General features: G+C 62.5%; 16 protein-coding genes. 11 read left to right on the top strand and 5 right to left on the bottom strand.

Annotated features, from left to right (window positions below; translation table 11 throughout):
* Positions 1-5: 5 nt before the first annotated feature.
* On the bottom strand, positions 6-1,646 hold the full coding sequence (gene eccE / locus ACFWAD_RS28430; RefSeq protein WP_378549886.1) for a type VII secretion protein EccE: 1,641 nt from the start codon (positions 1,644-1,646) through the stop codon (positions 6-8).
* 96 nt (positions 1,647-1,742) lie between these two features.
* Between eccE and eccB the strand changes: the two genes are divergently transcribed.
* On the top strand, positions 1,743-3,209 hold the full coding sequence (eccB, locus tag ACFWAD_RS28435; protein WP_378549889.1) for a type VII secretion protein EccB: 1,467 nt from the start codon (positions 1,743-1,745) through the stop codon (positions 3,207-3,209).
* A 14-nt stretch (positions 3,210-3,223) separates the two neighbouring features.
* Here the strand turns inward: eccB and mycP are convergent, their stop codons facing one another.
* Together mycP and eccD are read right to left on the bottom strand one after the other, a co-directional pair.
* Entirely contained in the window at positions 3,224-4,636 is a 1,413-nt protein-coding gene (gene mycP / locus ACFWAD_RS28440) for a type VII secretion-associated serine protease mycosin (protein ID WP_378549892.1), read from the bottom strand.
* A 14-nt stretch (positions 4,637-4,650) separates the two neighbouring features.
* A complete protein-coding gene (gene eccD, locus ACFWAD_RS28445; protein ID WP_378549895.1) occupies positions 4,651-6,117 on the bottom strand; it encodes a type VII secretion integral membrane protein EccD in 1,467 nt (488 codons plus the stop codon).
* 237 nt (positions 6,118-6,354) lie between these two features.
* On the opposite strand from eccD, the gene eccCa reads away from it, so the two are divergent.
* The 9 genes from eccCa to ACFWAD_RS28490 all read left to right on the top strand — a co-directional run bounded on the left by eccCa (position 6,355) and on the right by ACFWAD_RS28490 (position 17,061).
* Positions 6,355-10,359, top strand: a complete 4,005-nt coding sequence (gene eccCa, locus ACFWAD_RS28450) for a type VII secretion protein EccCa (protein ID WP_378549898.1) — start codon at positions 6,355-6,357, stop codon at positions 10,357-10,359.
* Complete coding sequence (locus tag ACFWAD_RS28455; RefSeq protein ID WP_378549901.1) at positions 10,356-11,858, top strand: type VII secretion-associated protein; 1,503 nt, start codon at positions 10,356-10,358, stop codon at positions 11,856-11,858. The genes eccCa and ACFWAD_RS28455 overlap by 4 nt, the downstream gene beginning before the upstream one ends.
* Positions 11,859-12,042: 184 nt before the next feature.
* On the top strand, positions 12,043-12,348 hold the full coding sequence (locus ACFWAD_RS28460; protein WP_003940986.1) for a WXG100 family type VII secretion target: 306 nt from the start codon (positions 12,043-12,045) through the stop codon (positions 12,346-12,348).
* 86 nt (positions 12,349-12,434) lie between these two features.
* On the top strand, positions 12,435-12,728 hold the full coding sequence (locus ACFWAD_RS28465; RefSeq protein ID WP_003940975.1) for a WXG100 family type VII secretion target: 294 nt from the start codon (positions 12,435-12,437) through the stop codon (positions 12,726-12,728).
* A 312-nt stretch (positions 12,729-13,040) separates the two neighbouring features.
* The gene (gene rplM, locus ACFWAD_RS28470) at positions 13,041-13,484 is read left to right on the top strand and encodes a 50S ribosomal protein L13 (RefSeq protein ID WP_019747566.1); all 444 of its coding nucleotides are present in this window, start codon (positions 13,041-13,043) and stop codon (positions 13,482-13,484) included.
* Complete coding sequence (rpsI, locus tag ACFWAD_RS28475; RefSeq protein ID WP_230812265.1) at positions 13,481-13,993, top strand: 30S ribosomal protein S9; 513 nt, start codon at positions 13,481-13,483, stop codon at positions 13,991-13,993. Before rplM ends, rpsI begins: the two co-directional genes overlap by 4 nt.
* Before the next feature lie 155 nt (positions 13,994-14,148).
* Positions 14,149-15,486, top strand: a complete 1,338-nt coding sequence (gene glmM, locus ACFWAD_RS28480) for a phosphoglucosamine mutase (protein WP_378549904.1) — start codon at positions 14,149-14,151, stop codon at positions 15,484-15,486.
* A gap of 139 nt (positions 15,487-15,625) precedes the next feature.
* Positions 15,626-15,931 (top strand): hypothetical protein, encoded by a 306-nt coding sequence (locus tag ACFWAD_RS28485; protein ID WP_378549907.1) that lies wholly within the window; start codon positions 15,626-15,628, stop codon positions 15,929-15,931.
* On the top strand, positions 15,928-17,061 hold the full coding sequence (locus ACFWAD_RS28490; RefSeq protein ID WP_378549910.1) for a hypothetical protein: 1,134 nt from the start codon (positions 15,928-15,930) through the stop codon (positions 17,059-17,061). Before ACFWAD_RS28485 ends, ACFWAD_RS28490 begins: the two co-directional genes overlap by 4 nt.
* A 46-nt stretch (positions 17,062-17,107) precedes the next feature.
* Here ACFWAD_RS28490 and ACFWAD_RS28495 read toward each other — a convergent pair whose 3' ends face one another.
* Positions 17,108-17,299 carry a hypothetical protein gene (locus ACFWAD_RS28495; RefSeq protein ID WP_378549913.1) on the bottom strand — a complete coding sequence of 64 codons (192 nt, stop codon included), beginning with the start codon at positions 17,297-17,299 and terminating at the stop codon, positions 17,108-17,110.
* 6 nt (positions 17,300-17,305) lie between these two features.
* Complete coding sequence (locus ACFWAD_RS28500) at positions 17,306-18,145, bottom strand: dienelactone hydrolase family protein (protein ID WP_378549916.1); 840 nt, start codon at positions 18,143-18,145, stop codon at positions 17,306-17,308.
* Between the two features lie 112 nt (positions 18,146-18,257).
* Between ACFWAD_RS28500 and glmS the strand changes: the two genes are divergently transcribed.
* Complete coding sequence (gene glmS, locus ACFWAD_RS28505) at positions 18,258-20,120, top strand: glutamine--fructose-6-phosphate transaminase (isomerizing) (RefSeq protein WP_235171742.1); 1,863 nt, start codon at positions 18,258-18,260, stop codon at positions 20,118-20,120.
* Positions 20,121-20,173: the final 53 nt, after the last annotated feature.

Here is a 20,173-nt window from a genome sequence, read left to right on the forward strand (position 1 = left end):
CGCGATCACGCCATCTGGTGAGCGTCGCCGGCTCGTGGACGACCGATGAACGAGGTCTCGGAAGCAATGGTCACCAGGGTCAGTTCGACGCGAGTGCGGCCGGTTTCGACCGTGATCTTGTCGCCGAGTGCGAATGGCTGGACTATCGAAATTTCAGGGTCGATCCGAGGCCATTGGCGCGAATGTCCGTAGACGTAGATCGCGGTCACGCCGGCACGCGGAGGCAGCCCCTCGACTCCGTCGAACACGACAGTGTTGAAGGAGCCTTCAGGCCCACCGCCCTGACCGGACACGCGGAGTCGGTCGGGCACTCCCATGGAGTCGGTGAGCGCGGTCCAGGCTTCCGGTCGATCGGTGTGGATGAGTACTCGTGCGCCGGTCGCGATGGCTCTGAAGATCAATTGCTGAGCTAGATAGAGTTCGCCGGCGACAAAGACTGTGTTGACGCCGGGCCCCGAAATTCTTGCTGTGACACCGTTCCCGTTTCGGTCGGAGCCGATGAGCTGGCCGCACCCGGCAAGAGGAAGAGCGAGTGAGTCGAGTGTGTCCGCGTCCATGCGGATGTGCGGCGTGATCGCGTCCAGCGCCGTCAGTGCGGTCGGCAGGTTGGTCAACAGTCCGTCGCGTTGGCGCCCCCGTAACGAGAGCAAACCGGGCAACGGTGCGTTCTCAGGTGGATTGCGCGTGGTGAAACGGCATGTCGCGCTGACCTTTGCCTCTCCGCGTTCGCCGTTGGGGCGCAACCGAATTGTCACGGATGTCCCGACCGTTGCCACTGCCCATATTCGAGTCAGGGTCGAGGTGGTGATGAAGCGGGGTTCAATCCCGTATCCCACGTTGGACACGCCGGGCAACGGGGTACTTCGCCACGTTTCGGTGACCTCGTCGCTGTCCACTCCTCTTGTCACCTGGGCAGTGGACGAGGCAATTTCCGGTGCGGTCAGGATCCGCGCCTTGCATCCCGCTGTATCGAGAACCCGGATGACACGATTGGCGGCAACAGCGATCGCGCGGCCCGCGCCCTGTTCGCCCCCGCCGCGGCGCTCGACTGCTGCAGAACCCTCGAGAGCGTCGAAACGTAGTGCAAGCCACACACTTCTGGTGGCGGTGGCTGGTAGCGGTCCGATGAGTCGTTCGTAGACTTCGGTGGCCGGGGTTCCGGATGCGGCGCGATATCCGTGACTGACAATGTCGATGCCGGTGAGCGAGATGTCGTGCTGATGAAGACAATCCACGAGCGCAGCCGTGGGCAGAAGGTGGGACGCGTCGAACGAATGACGCCCGATCCTGGTCAGGTAGTCGCGCGGTGGAGCGATCTCGACGACAGCGACGAGTGAAGATCCGTCCACTCGCAGCCCGATCGACTGCTCGGAGGGGGTGTGAAAACTGACGATCGTTCCGCCGTCCACGTTCTTGTGGTGAAGGTAGCGAAAGTACCTGGCAATCCAGGACATTACCGACCAACCGCCCACATGGAGCAGCATTGATCCGGCAACCACGCAACCAATTGCCAGCGCCCAGAGCCAATCCAGCCCACTGACCATCGCGATTCCGCCCGCACCGATTCCGAGAATCTGTGCCGACACGAATTCGCGCGCCGAAATCCTGTGCGACGACGGCCAATGCTTCAACCGCGATCGGTCCACGGTTCCTCCCCGATACCTGACCTGCCTACTACCCGAAATTTCCGCCCCAGCGAAACTGTACTGTGTCTTCGCAAGGGGATGTAAGGCACGGGGGGAATGATGGCTGCAACACCTACCACGCGCTGGCAGGTCAACGGATACCGTTTCTTGGTCAGGCGGATGGAACATGCGCTGGTAAGACGAGACGTACGGATGCTTCATGATCCGATGCGATCTCAGTCGCGCGCCTTCACCGTCGGAATAGTCCTCGCCGCACTGGGATTGGCGGGATGCGCAGTACTCGCCCTCTTTCGGCCACAGGACAAGATCGGTGATGCCGACATTGTGGTCGCAAAAGAATCGGGCGCAATGTTCGTCGCCATGGAGGGTACTTTTCGTCCTGTGCTGAACTTGGCCTCCGCTCGACTGATTCTGGGTTCGCCAGGAAAACCGGCAATGGTCAAGGCATCCGAGGTCGAGGCGAAACCCCGGGGCGCGCTCGTCGGCATTCCCGGCGCACCGTCCGCGCTGCCGGAATCGGCCGACCCGACCAACGCCTTGTGGACAGTATGCGATTCCGTCGGATCCGACGGGAGAAGATCGTTGACGACTTCGGTCCTGGTCGGCTCGTCCAATGTCGGTGATAACACGACATATCTGACGAATGACAGTGGATTTCTGGTGAAGTCGGGTTCCGATCACTTTCTCGTGTACGACGGGAAGCGAGCGGCAATCGATGTGGATAATCCGGCGATCATGCGGGCTTTGGGACTGGAAGGGGCACAGGCGCGTCCGATCAGTACCGGATTCCTCAATTCGATTCCCGAAGTCCCGCGCGTCGAGGCCCCGCGAATTCCCGAACTGGGATCAGCGCCCCGGTTTCCTCTGCAGAACAAGACTGTCGGCTCCGTCGTCCAGGTTTCGGTGGGTGCGGACCCGCAGTACTACGTGGTACTCGAGAACGGTATCCAGAAGGTCGGCGCGGCAGTTGCCCAACTGATCTACTTCTCGGATTCGCAGGGCGCTACCGGGATCACCAGCGTCACCCCAGATGCCATCAGTCGTATCCCCTCGGTGAGTGAGCTGGCCGTCGACTCGTTGCCGCTGGTGGCTCCAGCGATCGTCGACGATCACGACGCACCTGTCGGCTGTCTGGAATGGGCTCCCTCACCTGCCGTCGAGGGCAGCGAAAGTAGTTCTGCAACTCTGAAACTCATCGCTGGATTGCAGGTTCCGATCCCGGAGGGTGGCAAGTTGGTGTCCTTGGCGCAGGCGGACGGATCGGGTGACAATCTAGACAGCGTCCATGTCGAACAGGGCTTCGGCGGGTTTGTTCAAGCGACCGGAATCGAGACGAACAGCACCAGGCACGACGGAGTATTCTACGTAGCCGATACCGGTGTGAAATACGGGGTACCGGACGAAACTTCCGCTCGTGCCCTCGGATTGACGCGAACGCCTGATCGCGCGCCTTGGCAGATGCTCGATCTACTTGCATCAGGTCCTGCGCTCGAGAAGAGTAATGCACTGATAGCTCACGACGGAGTCGCCCCCGATTCAGCGCCGGCCGCTCCGGTGAACTGATCGCGTCCGACAGTTCAGAGATCGACGTCCCGTCGTTCGGGAAGTCGCCGACGAATTACTCGACGTATGGGCATCGACGCCAACAGTGCCAGTAAGGCGAGAGTACCGACGGTTCCGGCTCCGACGAGTGCCGCGTCGCGAGACCGGTTGTCGGGGGTCGGTGGCGTGGGTAGGGGATCGATCGGTACCGACTGATGGTTGACCCTGACGCGTTCTCCTAAGACTAATTCGCCCGTGACCGCGGCGAGCGGATCGATGACGCCGTGACCGATGTAGGGATTCCAGCCCTGCGCCGGAGCGTGGGCGGTGGCTTCGATACGTTGTATGACCTGAAGTGCAGTCAGTTCCGGGTGAACCGACCTGACCAATGCAGCGGTTGCCGCGACATAGGGCGCAGCGAAACTGGTCCCGTTGAACGACTGTACGGCGCCGTCGGAACCGTAGACTCCGTTGGTCAGACCCGGCGACGTCGGGTGAAGTGAGGTGATTCCGGTGCCGGGCGCCGCCACATCGACCCACGGACCGCCGAGGCTGAAAGAACTGGCGGCGCCATTGGGGTCTACCGACCCCACTGTGAGGACATAGTCGTCGTACCAAGCCGGACTGGCAATCGTCACAACCGAGTTCCCTGGATCGGCTTGGGGATTGAGGGGATCCGGTGGTGGATTCTGGTTCTTGCAACCTCCGGATCCGACGTTACCTGCAGCTGCGACGACTACGACATTCTTCGCGATCGTGGCGTATTCGATTGCAGCGCCGAGTCGTTGGTCGTTGATCCCGTCCCCGGCAGGTTTACAGGCGACTTCGGAGATGTTGATGACGCTTGCACCCATGTCCGCAGCGTGACGGACGGCCGATGCCATGGTGTCGACGTTTCCGTACCCGGATGAGTTCTCGGCTACGGCCGGGTCTTCGCGTTGGCCGGCCACTGAGAAGGCTGCACTGGACTGCCTGATCGAGATGATTTGTGCGTCCGGCGCAGCTCCGGAGAATCCGGAACCCTCGACCTGCTCGGCGGCAATGAGACCGGCCACGACTGTTCCGTGGGAGTCACAATCGTCGGTGCCGTCGGAGGTCCCGACGTAGTCACCGCCGCCTTCGAGCGACGGTAGCCGAGGATGCCTGCTGACGCCGGTATCGATGACAGCAATTCGCTGTCCTGCCCCTCGGGTGATCGGCCACACCGAATCGAATCCCAGATCTTGTTGAGAACGTGGAATGTCCGCACCGTCACCACCTGCCACGGCTGGAACGCACAGGGTTCGTTGTTCGGTGGGTTGTGGAGGTGCAGGCGGACCGTCCTCCGGCAGCATTGCAGGATCGACGGGGGAAGGAACCGCGCTCGATGCGCCACCCGCCCCGGCGAAAACGCTGAAGGCAACGATCACGAGACTGGCGCAGATGTTTGTTGCACGTCGAATCACCATCGATCACCGATCGCTCAGAGGCCACGCATGAGTGCGAAGAGTCCGCTGACCCAGCAGATCAACGGAACGATTGCTGCAATCGCAGCGAGGTCCAACAGTTCTGCTGCTCGTCGCATCACGGGGCTGAATGTGTTCTGGGGGGCGAGGATTCCCAGAATCAGTGTCAGGAGGAGAACGATCATCGTGATGGCGAAGATGACCATGGCATAGTCGCGATGCGCCCATGCCATGTCGCCCAGGAGAACGAGAATCACCGAGATCCCGGCCGTGATGAGTGGGAGCGCCTGCTGCGCGCCCGCGTAGGTGCGCCCACGAAACATCAGCACGACGGAAGTCGCGAAAGCGAGAGCAAGGTTCGGCCAGACGATCCCCTGACCAGGCCAGGACCACGCGAGTGCGACGGCAGCGGTGAGCGCGACCGCTGACGTGGCCACGATCAGCCCGGTCAGATAGCTACGGGCCCGCCCTGCCCTTTCGGCCAACTCGGTCAGCCCGGGTAGTTCGGGCTCGGGCAGTCCGTCACGGTCGTCGTCGAGGGGATTGCTCGGTGTCGGAACCGGGGGAAGCGGTAGTCGCGCGAACAACATAGACAGTCGAGCGGTGAACGTCAGAACGATCAATGCTGTGGCAATCACCGCGCCGCTGACGGTCGCGGTGCGCGCCTCGGGAAGCGTCGTCGTGACGGCGAAGGTGCCCACGGCCGCGAGAAGGACGACGAGAAGTGCGGTGAAAACAGCTAATCCGGCACCGCACAGGCGGAGGCAGATCAGAGTTACCGCGGCTGCAAATGCCGAACCGAGAAGCAGATGAGCCGAAAGAACAGTGCCGGGTACGCAGAGTGCGCCGGAGACGAACGCCAGCGGCACCGACGCGCATCCGAGCGTGACGGAACTTGCCGTGTCTCCGTACACGCGCGCTGTCACGACCGCGGCGACGGTGAACACCAAGGACGTGACTCCGCCGCAGACGGCGCCGATCAGCCCGGTATCGCCGAGGACCAGGGTGAGGGCCGCGATGAGCGCAGCGACGAGGGCGGCGCTCGAGCCGACAATGCGCGCGGTGATCGGAGTCCAGCGTCGGTAGATGTCTGCGTCCGTGGCCGCGACGGTGTACATGATGTCGTCGAAAAGTGGGGGTGGGGCAGCCGTGTCCGCAGCATCGAGTACGAGCAATTCCCCATCGCGGATTCCGTGCTCGTGCAACGACAGCGTCGGTGACAGCGGTGCCCTGCCGACTTTGGACAGAGTCCAGTCGACGGGCTCGAATTGTTCGGTGCTCTGGTCGAACTCGTTGAAATTGCTGTGATTGACAATTGTGTCCACAATGCCCGGAATGACCACCGCGAGCGGAACACGAAGCGGCACCGCAAGATCCACCTGCGAATGCGCTGAAAGTACCGTCAACCTGCACAGCTCGGCAGAATGACTCGCGCGTCGTCCGCTTCCGATATTCGCAGCGCTGGTTGTAGTGGTGCTGGTCAAGATCTATCCCCTCCTATGACGCGATTCCCCCTTCGCGTCACCCCAGTTCACCCGAACAATACGACATGAAGTGCGCGCCCGTGTCAGGAGAGCTCCGACAACAGGTGGTACCGACCCGAGTGTCGGTGTTGTGATCTACTCTTTTGCAATTGCGCGATCACGCCTTGGGGGGCGGGCCGGTGGTAGTCGGACGAGGCGCATGGCGGCATCAGCCGCAGCACCGATGGGGTGGGTGAATTGAGTACTGTCAGATTTGCGCGTCGAGCGCGCCGCGAATCGCCGCGCACACCGGGCGGCGAAGTGACGCTGCAGGCCCCACCGGAGATTCCTCGTGTCACGCCGGGAAACCTACTGACCAAACTACTTCCGGTGATCATGGTGGTTGCGATGATCGGCATGGTGGCGCTGATGTTTTCTTCCGGCATGGCGCGCAATCCGATGTCCCTGCTGTTTCCGGTCATGATGATGGTGTCGATGCTCGGGATGCTTGCCGGGGGCGGTCGTAGCGGTGGAGCAAGAGCTTCCGAAGCGAACGAGGACCGCAAGGACTACCTGCGGTACCTGGATCAGATGCGCAGTGACGTCGCTGCGACGTCCGGTGCGCAGCGTGCTGCTCTTCAATGGAGCAATCCCGAGCCGTCGCTGCTCTGGACACTCGCCGGAACTGTGCGGATGTGGGAGCGTCAGATCACCGACTCGGACTACTGTCACGTTCGGGTCGGTCTGGGTACACAGCGATTGGCCACCAGACTCGTATCTCCGGAGACCGGTCCGGTCGAGGATCTCGAACCCGTCGCTGCTGTCTCCCTTCGGCGTTTCGTCCGTGCGCATTCGGTTGTACAGGACCTGCCGACCGCCGTCTCACTTCGCGGATTTGCTGCGATGTCCATCGAGGGGCAGCGAGATTCAGCTCGTGCGCTTGTCCGCTCGATGTTGATGCAGCTGTGCACTTTCCATGGTCCGGACACGGTCCAAGTTGCGGTGGTGTGCGGACCCGATACCGAATCCGAGTGGGAGTGGGTCAAGTGGCTCCCACACGTGCAACACCCGGAGTCTCAGGACGGCGCGGGCGCTTCACGCATGGTGTTCGGTTCGTATCTCGAGTTCGAAAGTTCCCTCGGGGAACCGCTTTCGATGCGGGCTCGATTCGCTCGCAACACTCCGGCGAGTGCGGGTGTTCCGCATCTCGTGTTGGTCGTCGACGGTGGGTTGCTCGAAGGCGACACCGGCCTGTTGTCCGAATCCGGGCTCGACTCGGTGACCGTCCTCGACCTGTGCGGGTTCTGCCCGCGACTGGCGGCGGCGCGCGGTTTGCGACTGGTCGTCGGTAGCGATCAGATCGGCGCGGTGAGCAGCGCAGGAGTCGAGAACTTTGCGACGCCCGACGCGGCGTCGACCAGCCTGGCGCAGTCGTTCGGACGTCGCATCGCACCGTTCCGTGCGGCATCACAGAACGCCGTCGACGCAGCTGACGACGACCGGTCCGTTCGGACCTGGAGTCAGATGTTGGGGATCGGAAACGTTGCGAGGTTCAATCCTGAGCATGGCTGGCTGCCACGTCAGGGGCGTGATCGACTCCGCGTGCCGATCGGAGTCGGACAAGACGGAAACCCCGTCGAACTGGATCTGAAGGAGTCGGCCGAGAACGGTATGGGCCCGCACGGGCTGTGTATCGGAGCCACCGGTTCCGGTAAGTCGGAGTTCCTGCGAACCTTGGTACTCGGCCTGATCGCGACGCACTCACCCAACGCACTGAACCTCGTCCTGATCGACTTCAAAGGTGGTGCAACCTTTCTCGGCCTCGAAGAGGCGCCGCACGTTGCTGCGATCATCACCAACCTCGCCGAGGAATTGGCAATGGTCGATCGCATGAAGGACGCTCTCGCCGGCGAAATGAACCGTCGACAAGAATTACTACGTGCGGCAGGAAACTTCGCAAACGTCTCCGACTACGAGAAGGCGAGGCTGGCCGGCGCTGCACTCGATCCGTTGCCTGCGCTCTTCGTGGTCGTCGACGAGTTTTCCGAACTGCTCAGTCAACAGCCGGAATTTGCCGAATTGTTCGTGGCGATAGGGCGATTGGGTAGGTCACTTCATATTCACCTGCTGTTGGCCAGTCAGCGACTCGACGAAGGAAAGCTACGCGGTCTCGACAGCCATCTTTCGTATCGGATCGGTTTGAAAACGTTCTCGGCGAACGAGTCTCGTTCCGTCCTCGGCGTTCCCGATGCTTATCACCTACCGGGCACACCCGGTGCGGGATACCTGAAGTCCGATGCGGCGGAGATCGTTCGCTTCCAAGGTGCCTACGTGTCAGGCCCGTACGAGGGCGAGCGGATAGTGCCCACTCGATTCTCGGTCGATTCTCCCGTCGAACTTGCGCCGCTGCCCTTTACCGCGACGCCGGTGGTCGGCCCGGAGGCTGTTGTCGTTCCCGTCGAGCCCGACGTCATCGACATGGGTGAAATCGGTGACGATGCACGTACTCTCATGGGAGTCCTCGTCGACCGCATGCGCGGTCACGGTCCACGTGCGCATGAGGTGTGGCTCCCACCGCTCGAGTCATCCCCGACGCTCGACCAGTTGTTGCCGCGGTGGGCGGCCGGTGATCAACCTCGCGGAAATCTGAGCGCACCCTTCGGCATAGTCGACAGGCCATTCGATCAGCGCCGCGATCTACTCGTCGCCGATCTCAACGGATCGACTGGCAACCTCGCGATCGTCGGTGGCCCGCAGTCGGGAAAGTCGACGGCATTGCGCACGTTGATCTTGTCTCTGAGCATGACGCACACGCCGGAGCAGATTCAGTTCTACTGTCTCGACTTCGGTGGTGGAACGCTCCTCGGATTGAAAGATCTGCCGCACGTCGGATCGGTGGCAAACCGCTTGGATTCCGACCGCGTCCGGCGCACAGTTGCCGAGGTACTCGGTGTGGTCGCCAAACGCGAGCGACTGTTTCGTGACCTCGGCATCGAATCAATGGCCGATTTCCGTAGATTGCGAACAGCTGATCCCGCCGGAGAAGGTGCGGCTGCGGGACTCCGAGAGGACCCGTACGGTGACGTCTTCCTCGTCGTCGACGGTTGGCCCAGCGTGCGTTCGGATTTCGAATCACTCGAGCCTCAGATAAACATGCTCGCCGGTCAAGGTTTGTCCTTCGGTGTGCACGTGATCGTCACGACGTCGAGGTGGGCCGAGATTCGGCCGGCGCTCAAGGACCAACTGGGTACACGTATCGAACTTCGATTGGGTGATCCGGGCGATTCGGATGCGGGTCGCCAGAAAGCGAGCTTGGTGCCGGAACGTCGACCGGGTCGTGGCATCACTCGCGACGGACTTCACCTTCTCACCGGACTACCTCGAATCGACGGCACGCCAGGTAGTGAGAACTCTAGTGCGGCTGTGGCGGCGACCGTCGAACGTATTGCAGCCATGTCGAATTCGCGTCCGGCACCGACCGTGCGGATGCTTCCGGATTCGTACTCGCGGGCAGAACTTCTCGAAACTGTCGGGACTCGGTGGCCCTCACCGAGCGCGGCCGACGGTCGGTGCCTCACCGTACCGATCGGGCTCGGTGAGACCGACCTCGCCCCGGTGTACATGGACTTCCGGGAACACCCGCACTTCTTGATATTCGGCGACACCGCGTGTGGGAAGACATCTCTCTTGCGCGGAATAGCCGAAGGGATCATCGCGTCGAATACGCCGGCTCAGGCCAAGCTGATCATCGGTGACTATCGGCATTCCCTGTTAGGGGTGGTCGAAGGGAATCACCTCGGCGGGTACTCGGCGTCGTCGACGACGTTCGGTGAGTTGATGGTCGACCTGGCTCGGATCGTGGCCGCCAGAATGCCGAACGCGGAGACGACACAGCAGCAACTACGGGAACGGTCGTGGTGGAGTGGGCCGGAGATTTACGTATTGATCGACGACTACGACCTTGTGGCCACATCGAGTGGCAACCCTGTGGCGCCGTTGCTCGAATACATCCCACATTCCAAGGACATCGGTTTGCATCTGGTGATTGCCCGCCGTTCCGGTGGCGCAGCCAGAGCTCTGTACGAACCGGTGATTGCGAGAATCCGCGACATGGCGCCGGCTGGATTGATCATGAGCGGAAGTCGTGACGAGGGAAATCTCGTCGGCACTGTCCGCGCGTCGGCAATGCCGGAAGGTCGTGGGGTTTACGTTTCTCGCTCGCAAACCCAACTTGTCCAAGTTCCGTGGATGCCACCGCTGTGACCGTTCCGTCCGCGGTGTCGGTCTCGGTACATTGGGGCGCATCCAACATCTGGGTCGTATCGGGTCAACGCGAATTCTGTTGTAGTGCAGACCTCAGACGCGAACCGGCGTCGGGGCCCGGTACGACCGTTGTCAATGCGATCGATTTTGTCGACGACGATTATGTCGACGTGGACGGTCGGATTGTCCCGACCGTATTGGAGTTGGCCAGGCTGATCTCCAGCGCGATGGACGGGTGCGGAATCGTCGACGCAGACATTCTTTATCTCAGTCATCCCTCGGATTGGGGCGTCCCGCGCAGGCGCCGATTGCTGGATGCCGCACGGCGAGTGGCGCACGACGTCGTCCTCGTGCCGACCGCGATCGCGGCGGCGAGGTCGGCGCATACGGCCTGGCGATCGCGGTGTGTCGTCCTCGAACTGCGCGGCGGAATGGTGGTCGCTTCCGTTGTCGGTGAGGTTGACGGTGAACTACGAATCGACGGGGCACAAAGTTCGGAGATCGCAGACGTTGCGGGTTTGTTTTCCGCGATCGGGGACTTGTCGGTTCGGGACGCTGTGGTGTTGGTCGGGCCGCGCTCCCACGCGGTTGCGGCTTCGCTCGAACGTGGGCCGACGAATGTTCACGGTCACGCGAGCATTCGAATTCTGGACGAGAGCCGTATGGCTTCGTCTCTGGTGGATCCTCGAGCGCTCGTTCGCCAGACAACCGTGCGGGACAGTTCCGGGCGAATCGTCGACAATTCGGCTTTTGGTGCCGGGTGGGTAGGCACTCCGGACATTGCGATGTCGGTTCCTCGCGCGGACTCGAATGCCCCTCTGCCGCGTCGTGTCGATGGGAACTTCGGAGGCCGTCGACGGTTCGCTGTGGCGCTTGTAGTGGGAGCCGTCGCCGCTGCGGCCGCGGCGACGATCGTGGTGTCCATTCGCGATCGAGGCGATTCTCCGTCGGCGGAGTCGGTCGCAGCTACGGCGGAAGACAATGTTGAGAACGTACAAGCGTCGAAAGAGCAGGGAAAGCCTGTCCCGAAGAATTCGCTTCCGTCGATCGAAGCCGGTGCCAGGCCGGAACTCGTGCGTGTGGACCTGGGAAGCGTTGCAGCAGAACTACCTTCCGATTGGAAACTTGTGCCGCGAGGGGCCTCGAGCGGGCGTACCGATTTGTTGCCCAGCTCCGGCGCGGATCGCAAGATCGTGGTCGTCGAGAAACGCTTGGCCGAAGGTGCGGGATTCGATTCCGTCGAAGCTGCTTTGCGTCAGCAGTTTTCGACGTTCGAGGACCCTTTGAGGTTCGGGGAGTTTTCCGTGCTCGACGATGGTGCAGGAAAACAGGCAGTGGTGTATCTCGAGTTTCCGGACGATTTCTCCGAGGTGCGTTGGCACGTGTACGTCGACAACGGATGGCAAGTGAGTATCGGCTGCCAGTATCTTCTCGGCGAGTGGGACAGTCTCGAAGCGGACTGCCTGCGGACGTGGCAGTCACTCGAATTCACGCCGTGACCTCGGATCGGTTGGTTCTGAAAATATTCTTCGGTCGGGCCGGAACCGTTGGCACTGAGGTCGCGTCAAAGTATGTGTAGCGCACATCAGGGAGTTCCGCTCGACCCCGGTGCACGTCCGACGGACAAGCCGTCGTGTGTGATCGCCGATACCGAACGGTACTCACCGAATCCAGGGGGACGACATGGGCTTTACCGCAACTACCGCTGAATTGATCGATTCGGCGGGGACCATCGACGGACATCTCGGTGACATCAGGGGACTGGTCAACGCTGTTCGGTCGGAGGCCGACGCTTCGCACAATTCGTGGAACGGCGCGGCGCAGGTCGAATACGCAGGGATCATGGAGCGATACAACAGCGCGGCCCTGAAGTTGGACACTGCTCTGACCGATATCTGCGAGCAGATCAAGCAGGCTGCGGGAACCTTCGACTCGACCGAAGACGACAACGTCAGCTCGCTTCGCGGCGCGACGGTGAACATGTCCTGACCGTCAGCTCTTCACAGTTCGATCGAGCAGTTCTCAGCCAGTAGTTCTCACAAGATCTCTTCAGTCACACCGAACCGGGAGCAGTTATGTCCGACAGGATCAAGTACGACTTCGGCGGCCTCGCAATGCTGTCCGATCAGATGAAACAGCAGGCCAAAGCGATCAACGACAAGCAGGGCGACATCAAAGTTGTCGTGGACAAGCTGCAAGCAGGTTGGGAAGGCGCAGGTTCCGAAGCGTGGAACGACGCACAGCGCCGCTGGGCCCAGGCCTCCGAAGAACTGAACATGGTTCTCGCGCAGATCGCCGGAGCGACGGCAAGCGGTTCCGAGAAGATGCAGGAAGCTGATCGGATCGCCGCAAACGGGTTCGGTCGCTGACAGCAATCATGTCGTGATGACACCCGACTGCCCCGGTACTGACAGGTGCCGGGGCAGTCGTGCTGGACGAGGATGCTGTTGGCAGGGAGGGCCGCGCTTTGACCTGGCCGCGCTTTGACCTGGCCGCGCTTCGACCTGGCGGCGCTTTGACCTGGCGGTGGGTAGACCGGTATCGTCTATCGGTGGCGTGCCGTAGGGCTCCGGCAGAAATGCGTGGAGACCGGCGGTTCTCGGGTCTCAACTGGCCGCCGAGGATTGTTTACGCGATACGCACATGGTCAGCAGTGGAATGAATTAAGACGAGGAAGATCTGTGTCTACGTACACCCCGAAGGCCGGAGATGTGACCCACTCGTGGCACGTCATCGACGCCACTGACGTGGTGCTCGGCCGTCTTGCCGTTCAGGCAGCGAACTTGCTGCGTGGCAAGCACAAGCCCACCTACGCGCCGCACATCGACGGTGGTGACTTCGTTGTCATCATCAACGCTGAGAAGGTTGCCATCAGCGGCAACAAGCTCCAGGGCAAGAACGTTTACCACCACTCCGGATTCCCGGGTGGCCTGAAGTCCCGCACTGTCGGTGAGGTCCTCGACAGGACTCCCGATCGTCTCGTCGAGAAGGCCATTGTCGGCATGCTCCCCAAGACGAAGCTCGGCCGCGCAATGAGCAGCAAGCTCAAGGTCTACGCGGGCCCGAATCACCCCCACACCGCGCAGCAGCCGGTGCCGTTCGAGATCAAGCAGGTCGCACAGTGACATCGCCGGAAGAGCAGAACGTGTCCGAAGAGAACATCGAAGCAGTGGAAGAGCTTGTTTCCGCTGACGCAGTCGAGGTCGTCGAAGAGGTTGCTGCAGCTACGCTCGCACCGATCGTCCTCGATCGCCCGGTCCAGACCGTCGGTCGCCGCAAGGAGGCTGTCGTTCGCGTCCGGATGGCTCCCGGCACCGGTCAGTTCAAGCTCAACGGCCGTACGTTGGAGGATTACTTCCCCAACAAGGTTCACCAGCAGCTGATCAAGGCTCCGCTGGTGCTCGTCGAGCGTCCCGAGTCTTTCGACATCATTGCACTGCTGCACGGTGGCGGCCCGTCCGGTCAGGCAGGCGCTCTGCGTCTGGCTATCGCGCGCGCACTCATCGAGGTAACCCCTGATGATCGTCCGGCCCTCAAGCGTGCAGGCTTCCTGACGCGTGACGCCCGCGCTGTCGAGCGTAAGAAGTACGGCCTGAAGAAGGCCCGTAAGGCATCGCAGTACTCCAAGCGCTGATGCTTTGCCGAGGTTGACCCAACGGGTCTGCTTCGGCACCTGTTCACCACAAGAGCGGGCGTCCATCGTTACCGGACGCCCGCTCTTGTGTTTCTCGAAGAAATTCCATGCTCGAAGTTCCACTTTCGAGGTTCTCAGGATTCAGGAGTCGTTCTATGGGTCGGTTGTTCGGTACCGATGGTGTTCGTGGACTTGCCAATTCGGATCTGACTGCAGATCTTGCATTGAGATTGGCAGTTGCCGCAGCGAGCGTACTGACAGCCGACACCTCGGATGCACGTCCGACCGCCGTGGTCGGTCGCGACCCCCGCGCCAGCGGTGAGATGCTTCAAGCCGCGGTGACGGCCGGGTTGAGTTCGGCAGGCGTCGACGTGCTCGACGTGGGTATTCTTCCGACTCCCGCAGTCGCATACTTGACGGCAAAGCTCGACGCCAGTCTCGGTGTCATGATTTCGGCATCACATAATCCCATGCCGGACAACGGAATCAAGATCTTTGCAGCCGGTGGACACAAGCTGGACGACTCGGTCGAGGTAGCGATCGAGGATGCACTCGACGGCACCGTGTCGCCGGTCCTTCCGACAGGTGCCGGAATCGGCCGAGTTCGTTCGGTCGACGACGCCGCTCAGTTGTACCTGGAGCATCTGGCGAGCGCGGCGAGCGAGCCACTCGCCGGACTCACCGTTGTCGTCGACTGCGCAAACGGCGCTGCTTCCGCGCTCGCACCGGTTGCCTACGCCGCAGCGGGCGCTCGCGTCATCGCGATCAGCGCCGATCCCGACGGCCTCAACATCAACGACGGTTGCGGATCGACACACCTGGAGAATCTTCAGAAAGCCGTGGTCGATCACGGGGCTGACCTAGGGCTCGCGCACGACGGCGACGCCGACCGCTGCCTGGCCGTCGACGAGACCGGCGCGGTGGTCGACGGTGACGCGATCATGGCAGTTCTGGCGATCGCGATGAACGAGGCCGGAGAGTTGGTCGAGAACACACTCGTCGCGACCGTCATGAGCAATCTCGGTTTGCACATTGCGATGCGCGAGGCCGGTATCAACATCGTGACGGCTGCCGTAGGTGACCGCTACGTCTTGGAAGAGCTGCGCGCGGGTGGCTACAGCCTCGGCGGCGAACAGTCAGGCCATGTTGTGCTGCCGGCGTTCGGCACCACGGGCGATGGGATTCTCACCGGTCTCCGGCTGCTCGGACGCATGGCTCGTACGCGTAAGTCGGCATCCGCACTGGCCGCAACGATGACCACCCTCCCGCAGGTACTGATCAACGTGAAGGTCGGGGACAAGGCGACGGTGGCAGCATCGCCGTCGGTACTCGCAGCTGTCGCGGACGCCGAGCGCGTTCTCGGTGACGGTGGTCGAGTGCTCCTGCGCCCGTCCGGGACAGAGCAACTGGTCCGCGTCATGGTCGAGGCCACCGAACTTCCGCTCGCGCAGAAGTTGGCCGACGAGTTGGCTGAGATCGTCGGTTCGGTGTAGTTCTTCGTGACGCGTTCGCTTTTCTGAGAAAGTCTCTACACGTTCGCGTATTTGAGGGAACGTAATTGCGCCCGGCTGCGTCCAAGGAGTCAAAGGCCGCTCGACGTGCGAGTGGTTCCGGTGACACTTGGGGGCGCTCGTGGACGTCGACCGTGCTGGAACAGACGAATTGGCACGCCACGCGGTGTCTGTGGCTCAGGGTCTGCGCGATTCTGCGGCACCGCTCAGGCGTTTGCGATGGAGCGGTGCCGTTTCGGGCCGTGACTACGTCGAGCACGGAGCCGCTTTGGCGTCGGCATTGGCGGCCCTGAATTCTCGATTGGCTGGGCGTGCCGACCTTCTCGATACGCTGGGACGCCGGCTTTCCTCCTCGGCTCAGGTGATCGCCGAGGTGGACAGTGAGGGTGCGCAGCGGTTGCGGGACTCCGGCGGGTCGGCCTCGTGATAGCGAACAGCCATACAGCCCAGGCAGTACCGAACGGCTACTACTCTTTCGAAGACATTCTTGGACTGCGTGATTCACTCGTGCGTTCCGACGAGATTCTGGACGCCGGCGCCCGCGGACTGCAGTTTTTCGACCGATTTCACGACCTGGCCACTCGGTTGGGGTTCGAAGAACGAGTTCTCACGTCTTACGAGTATTCGTACCGCGCAGAGGCCGGCATCGATTTCGAGCCCCTGGCGCGAGATGTTTCGGACATGGCTGGGGCGGTGGATGGTTCGGTCGCGGAGATCGCGATGCTGACGGTCCTGGTGGAGAGCCTTCCTGCGGTGTGGAATGTTTCCGACGTCGACCCGGTCGTAGATCAGGTCTTCGCGGCGCGGCAAGAAGCTCGGTCCGATGCGGATTCGGCGCCATTGTTGATCGTGCTGGCCGACGAACTCGCACAGACTGTTCGAAGGGCTCTGGCAGACAAGGCTTTCAAGGTGGCCAGCCTGGACCGGGCGATCATCGGCGGTCTGGGTGCGGGGGAGATCGACCAGTTGGTCCGCGTCGCTTCCCGCGGTGGTGCCTCGACGCCCTGGCTGGACATAGTTTTTCGTTCGGCGTACCTGGAGGCTCGCGACGAATTCGACAGAGCGTGTGCGCAGTGCGCGAGCGCGGTAGGTGATGCTTTCGATGCCGCGACTGCGTGGGTGACAGACGCGTTCCCGTCGACCTTGCCGGTCGCCGAGACGAACGAATCCGTCACCGCGGCTGCGCCGATCTCTTTCTCGATCGGCGGCAACACGTGGGGCGTCTCGATTGCGCCCGACGGTCGTGGGGTGAGTCTCGATGTCGCCGGCGCCGACGGGAACTCTGTGTCGGTCACCGTGGAGTTGGACGAAAATGGTTGGCCGAGAATAGTTTTCGATGGCGGTCAGGAGGCAGCCATGCAGGAGACACACCCGCAAGAAGCGTCCCAGCCCGCGACACCCCAGCGTGATATTCCCCAGCCCGAGGTGCCGGTTGAAACCACCGCCGAAGTCTCGCCAGCGCCGGACCCGGAGCCGCCTGTCTCAGTCCCTGACGAGTCGATCGCGGTCCCCGACGGAGAGTCGGGTGCGGAGTTGGCCGGAGCTGGTCCGCTGTGAGGTCCGTGCACGCGCCGTTCGAAGTGATCCGTCGAACCCTCGATTCTCAACTCGACGACTTCCGTGAGCGCAGAGCGGCCGCGGCGAGCGAGGAATCGCGCCAGGAGCCGCCGTCGCGGCGGTATGAAACGGCATCTGCCGAGAACGGCACGGATGGGACCGCCAGAGCCGGCCCGTATCTGCGATCCGCCTCCGAGCCGACGCCGACGAAGCCGAGCCCGCCGCCGGTGGCGAGCACGGACCCCTACTTACGCAACAGCTGGCTGGCCCGCGCGTCGGAGTGAGTGTCGACCGGGAGCAACGGCGCCGTGTGCGGAATCTCGACGTCGGGATCAGCAAAATCCTTGTACTTCTTGTCGCCGGTCAGATGGAACAACAGGAAGCCCGTGAGCAGGCACCGTGTGGCGGACTGCGTCTTGCGCTCGGATCCACCGAGACCCAGGGCGCCGAGGAGTCGTCGGCCTTCGATCAGTCCGGCGTCTTGGCCGTCGTTCACGGTGCGTGCGACGACGGGACCGCCCCACTCCACGCTCAGCGGGCGGGCATTGCTGGTCAAGGAATCGACGTCGTCTTCGCCGGCGAGGATCAATCCGGGCGCTGTGATCTTCGACGCGTAGTTCTCTGCCTTGGGTGCTGTCGGGGCCGGGAACAGTGCGGCTACCGCACCGACATCCCCGCGCTGCGCTGCGGCAAGTACCGCCGCGCCCGCGCCCATGCCGTGACCGGCAAAGGCGACCCGATCGGGTTGGACGCTGATCTGGCCGGGGCCGAGTCGGACGCCGACGCAGATGTCGAGCGTCGCCCGAAGATCTGCAGCCAATCCGAGATGTGACGGGACCGGACCGCGTTCGCTGTCGGGCGCCGCTGCGACGATTCCCCAGGAAGCGAGGTGCTGGAGTGTCTGCTCGTACTTGTGTGACCCGACCATCCACCCGTGCGCGAAGGCAACGGCGGGGAGATTGAAACCGGTTTCCGGCGTGTACACGACACCCGGCTGTCCGGCCAGGGCGAGATTGCCGCGGAGAACTCGGTGCGGGCCGCGCTTGGACAGCTCACGGGTCAGTGTCTTCAGTTTCGGTGCCACGGTTGAAGACGTTATCCGATGAGCCGCCTCGTGTATGCGGAGCGGACGCTGCAACCAGGTGCGGGAACCGCAAAATGCGCCCACCGCCGATGTCCAAGTACCCTGAGTCACCATGTGCGGAATCGTGGGATACGTCGGCCACCGCCCAGCTCTGGGCGTTGTGGTGGAGGCTTTGCGACGAATGGAGTATCGCGGGTACGACTCGTCGGGAATCGCGATTCTCGACGGAACCGGTGGGGTCGAGATCGAGCGTAAGGCCGGTAAGTTGGCCAACCTCGAGGCGGAGCTCGGCGAGTACGGTGCGGATCACTTCGTCGGTACGTCCGGTATGGGCCATACCCGTTGGGCGACGCATGGGCGTCCGACGGACCGCAATGCGCACCCGCATCGTGATGCCTCGGGCAAGCTGGCTGTCGTTCACAACGGAATCATCGAGAATTTTGCCCCGCTGCGTGCGGAGCTCGAGGCTGCAGGCGTCGAACTGCAGAGCGACACGGATTCCGAGGTCGCAGTCCACCTCGTGGCCCGGGCGTACGCCCAGGGGCCGACGGCAGGTGATTTCATCGAGAGTGCGCTGTCGGTGGTTCGTCGGTTGGAAGGTGCGTTCACGCTCGTCTTCACGCACGCTGATCACGCGGACACGATTGTCGCCGCGCGCCGCTCGACACCGCTCGTAGTCGGTGTCGGTGAGGGCGAGATGTTCCTCGGCTCCGACGTCGCTGCATTCATCGAGCACACACGCGATGCGGTTGAACTCGGACAGGATCAGGCAGTGGTGATCACTGCCGACAGCTACCGGATCTCCGACTTCGCGGGTAACGAGGCAGAAGGACGCCCGTTCCGCATCGACTGGGATCTCGCGGCCGCCGAAAAGGGTGGTCACGATTACTTCATGCTCAAGGAGATCGAAGAGCAGCCGACTGCTGTCGCCGACACGCTCCTCGGCCACTTCGAAAACGGGAAGATCGTCCTCGACGAGCAGCGGTTGTCCGATCAGGAACTGCGCGACGTCGACAAGGTGTTCGTTGTCGCCTGTGGTAGTGCCTACCACTCCGGTCTGTTGGCGAAGTACGCGATCGAGCACTGGACGCGTCTACCTGTCGAGGTCGAACTCGCCAGCGAATTCCGTTACCGCGACCCGGTTCTCGATCGTTCGACGCTTGTTGTCGCGATCTCGCAGTCGGGGGAGACGGCCGACACGCTCGAAGCTGTCAAGCATGCCAAGGATCAGAAGGCACGGGTTCTCGCGATCTGCAACACCAACGGTGCGCAGATCCCGCGTGAGGCCGACGCCGTCCTCTACACCCGGGCAGGACCGGAAATCGCGGTCGCGTCCACCAAGGCGTTCCTTGCGCAGGTGACCGCGAATTACCTCGTCGGATTGGCATTGGCCCAGGCGCGCGGCACCAAGTACCCGGACGAGGTCGCCCGCGAGTACGCCGACCTCGAAGCGATGCCCGCATTGGTCAGCAAGGTACTCGAGACGGCAGAACCGGTGCGCGCGTTGGCACGCCAGTTCGCGCACGCGTCGACCGTGCTGTTCCTCGGTCGCCATGTCGGCTACCCGGTGGCGCTCGAGGGTGCACTCAAGCTCAAAGAGCTTGCCTACATGCACGCCGAGGGCTTTGCCGCCGGTGAGCTCAAGCACGGCCCGATCGCGCTGATCGAGGAGGGCCTGCCGGTCATCATCGTCATGCCGTCGCCGCAGGGTCGCGCTGTGCTTCACTCGAAGTTGGTGTCGAACATCCAGGAGATCAAGGCGCGCGGCGCGACGACGATCGTCATCGCGGAGGAAGGCGACACCGTCGCCGCGGCGCATGCGGATCACCTGATCGAGATTCCGGCGTCACCGACTCTGCTGCAGCCGTTGCTGTCCACGGTTCCGTTGCAGATCTTTGCAGCCGAGGTTGCCGCGGCGCGCGGATACGACGTCGACAAGCCGCGTAACCTGGCGAAATCGGTTACGGTCGAATAGCTTTCGCCCAAAACTCGGACCCCGCAGTCGAAAGACTGTGGGGCCCGAGTGCG

Source organism: Rhodococcus sp. NPDC059969 (assembly GCF_042738325.1).
Classification (GTDB): Bacteria; Actinomycetota; Actinomycetes; order Mycobacteriales; family Mycobacteriaceae; genus Rhodococcus_F.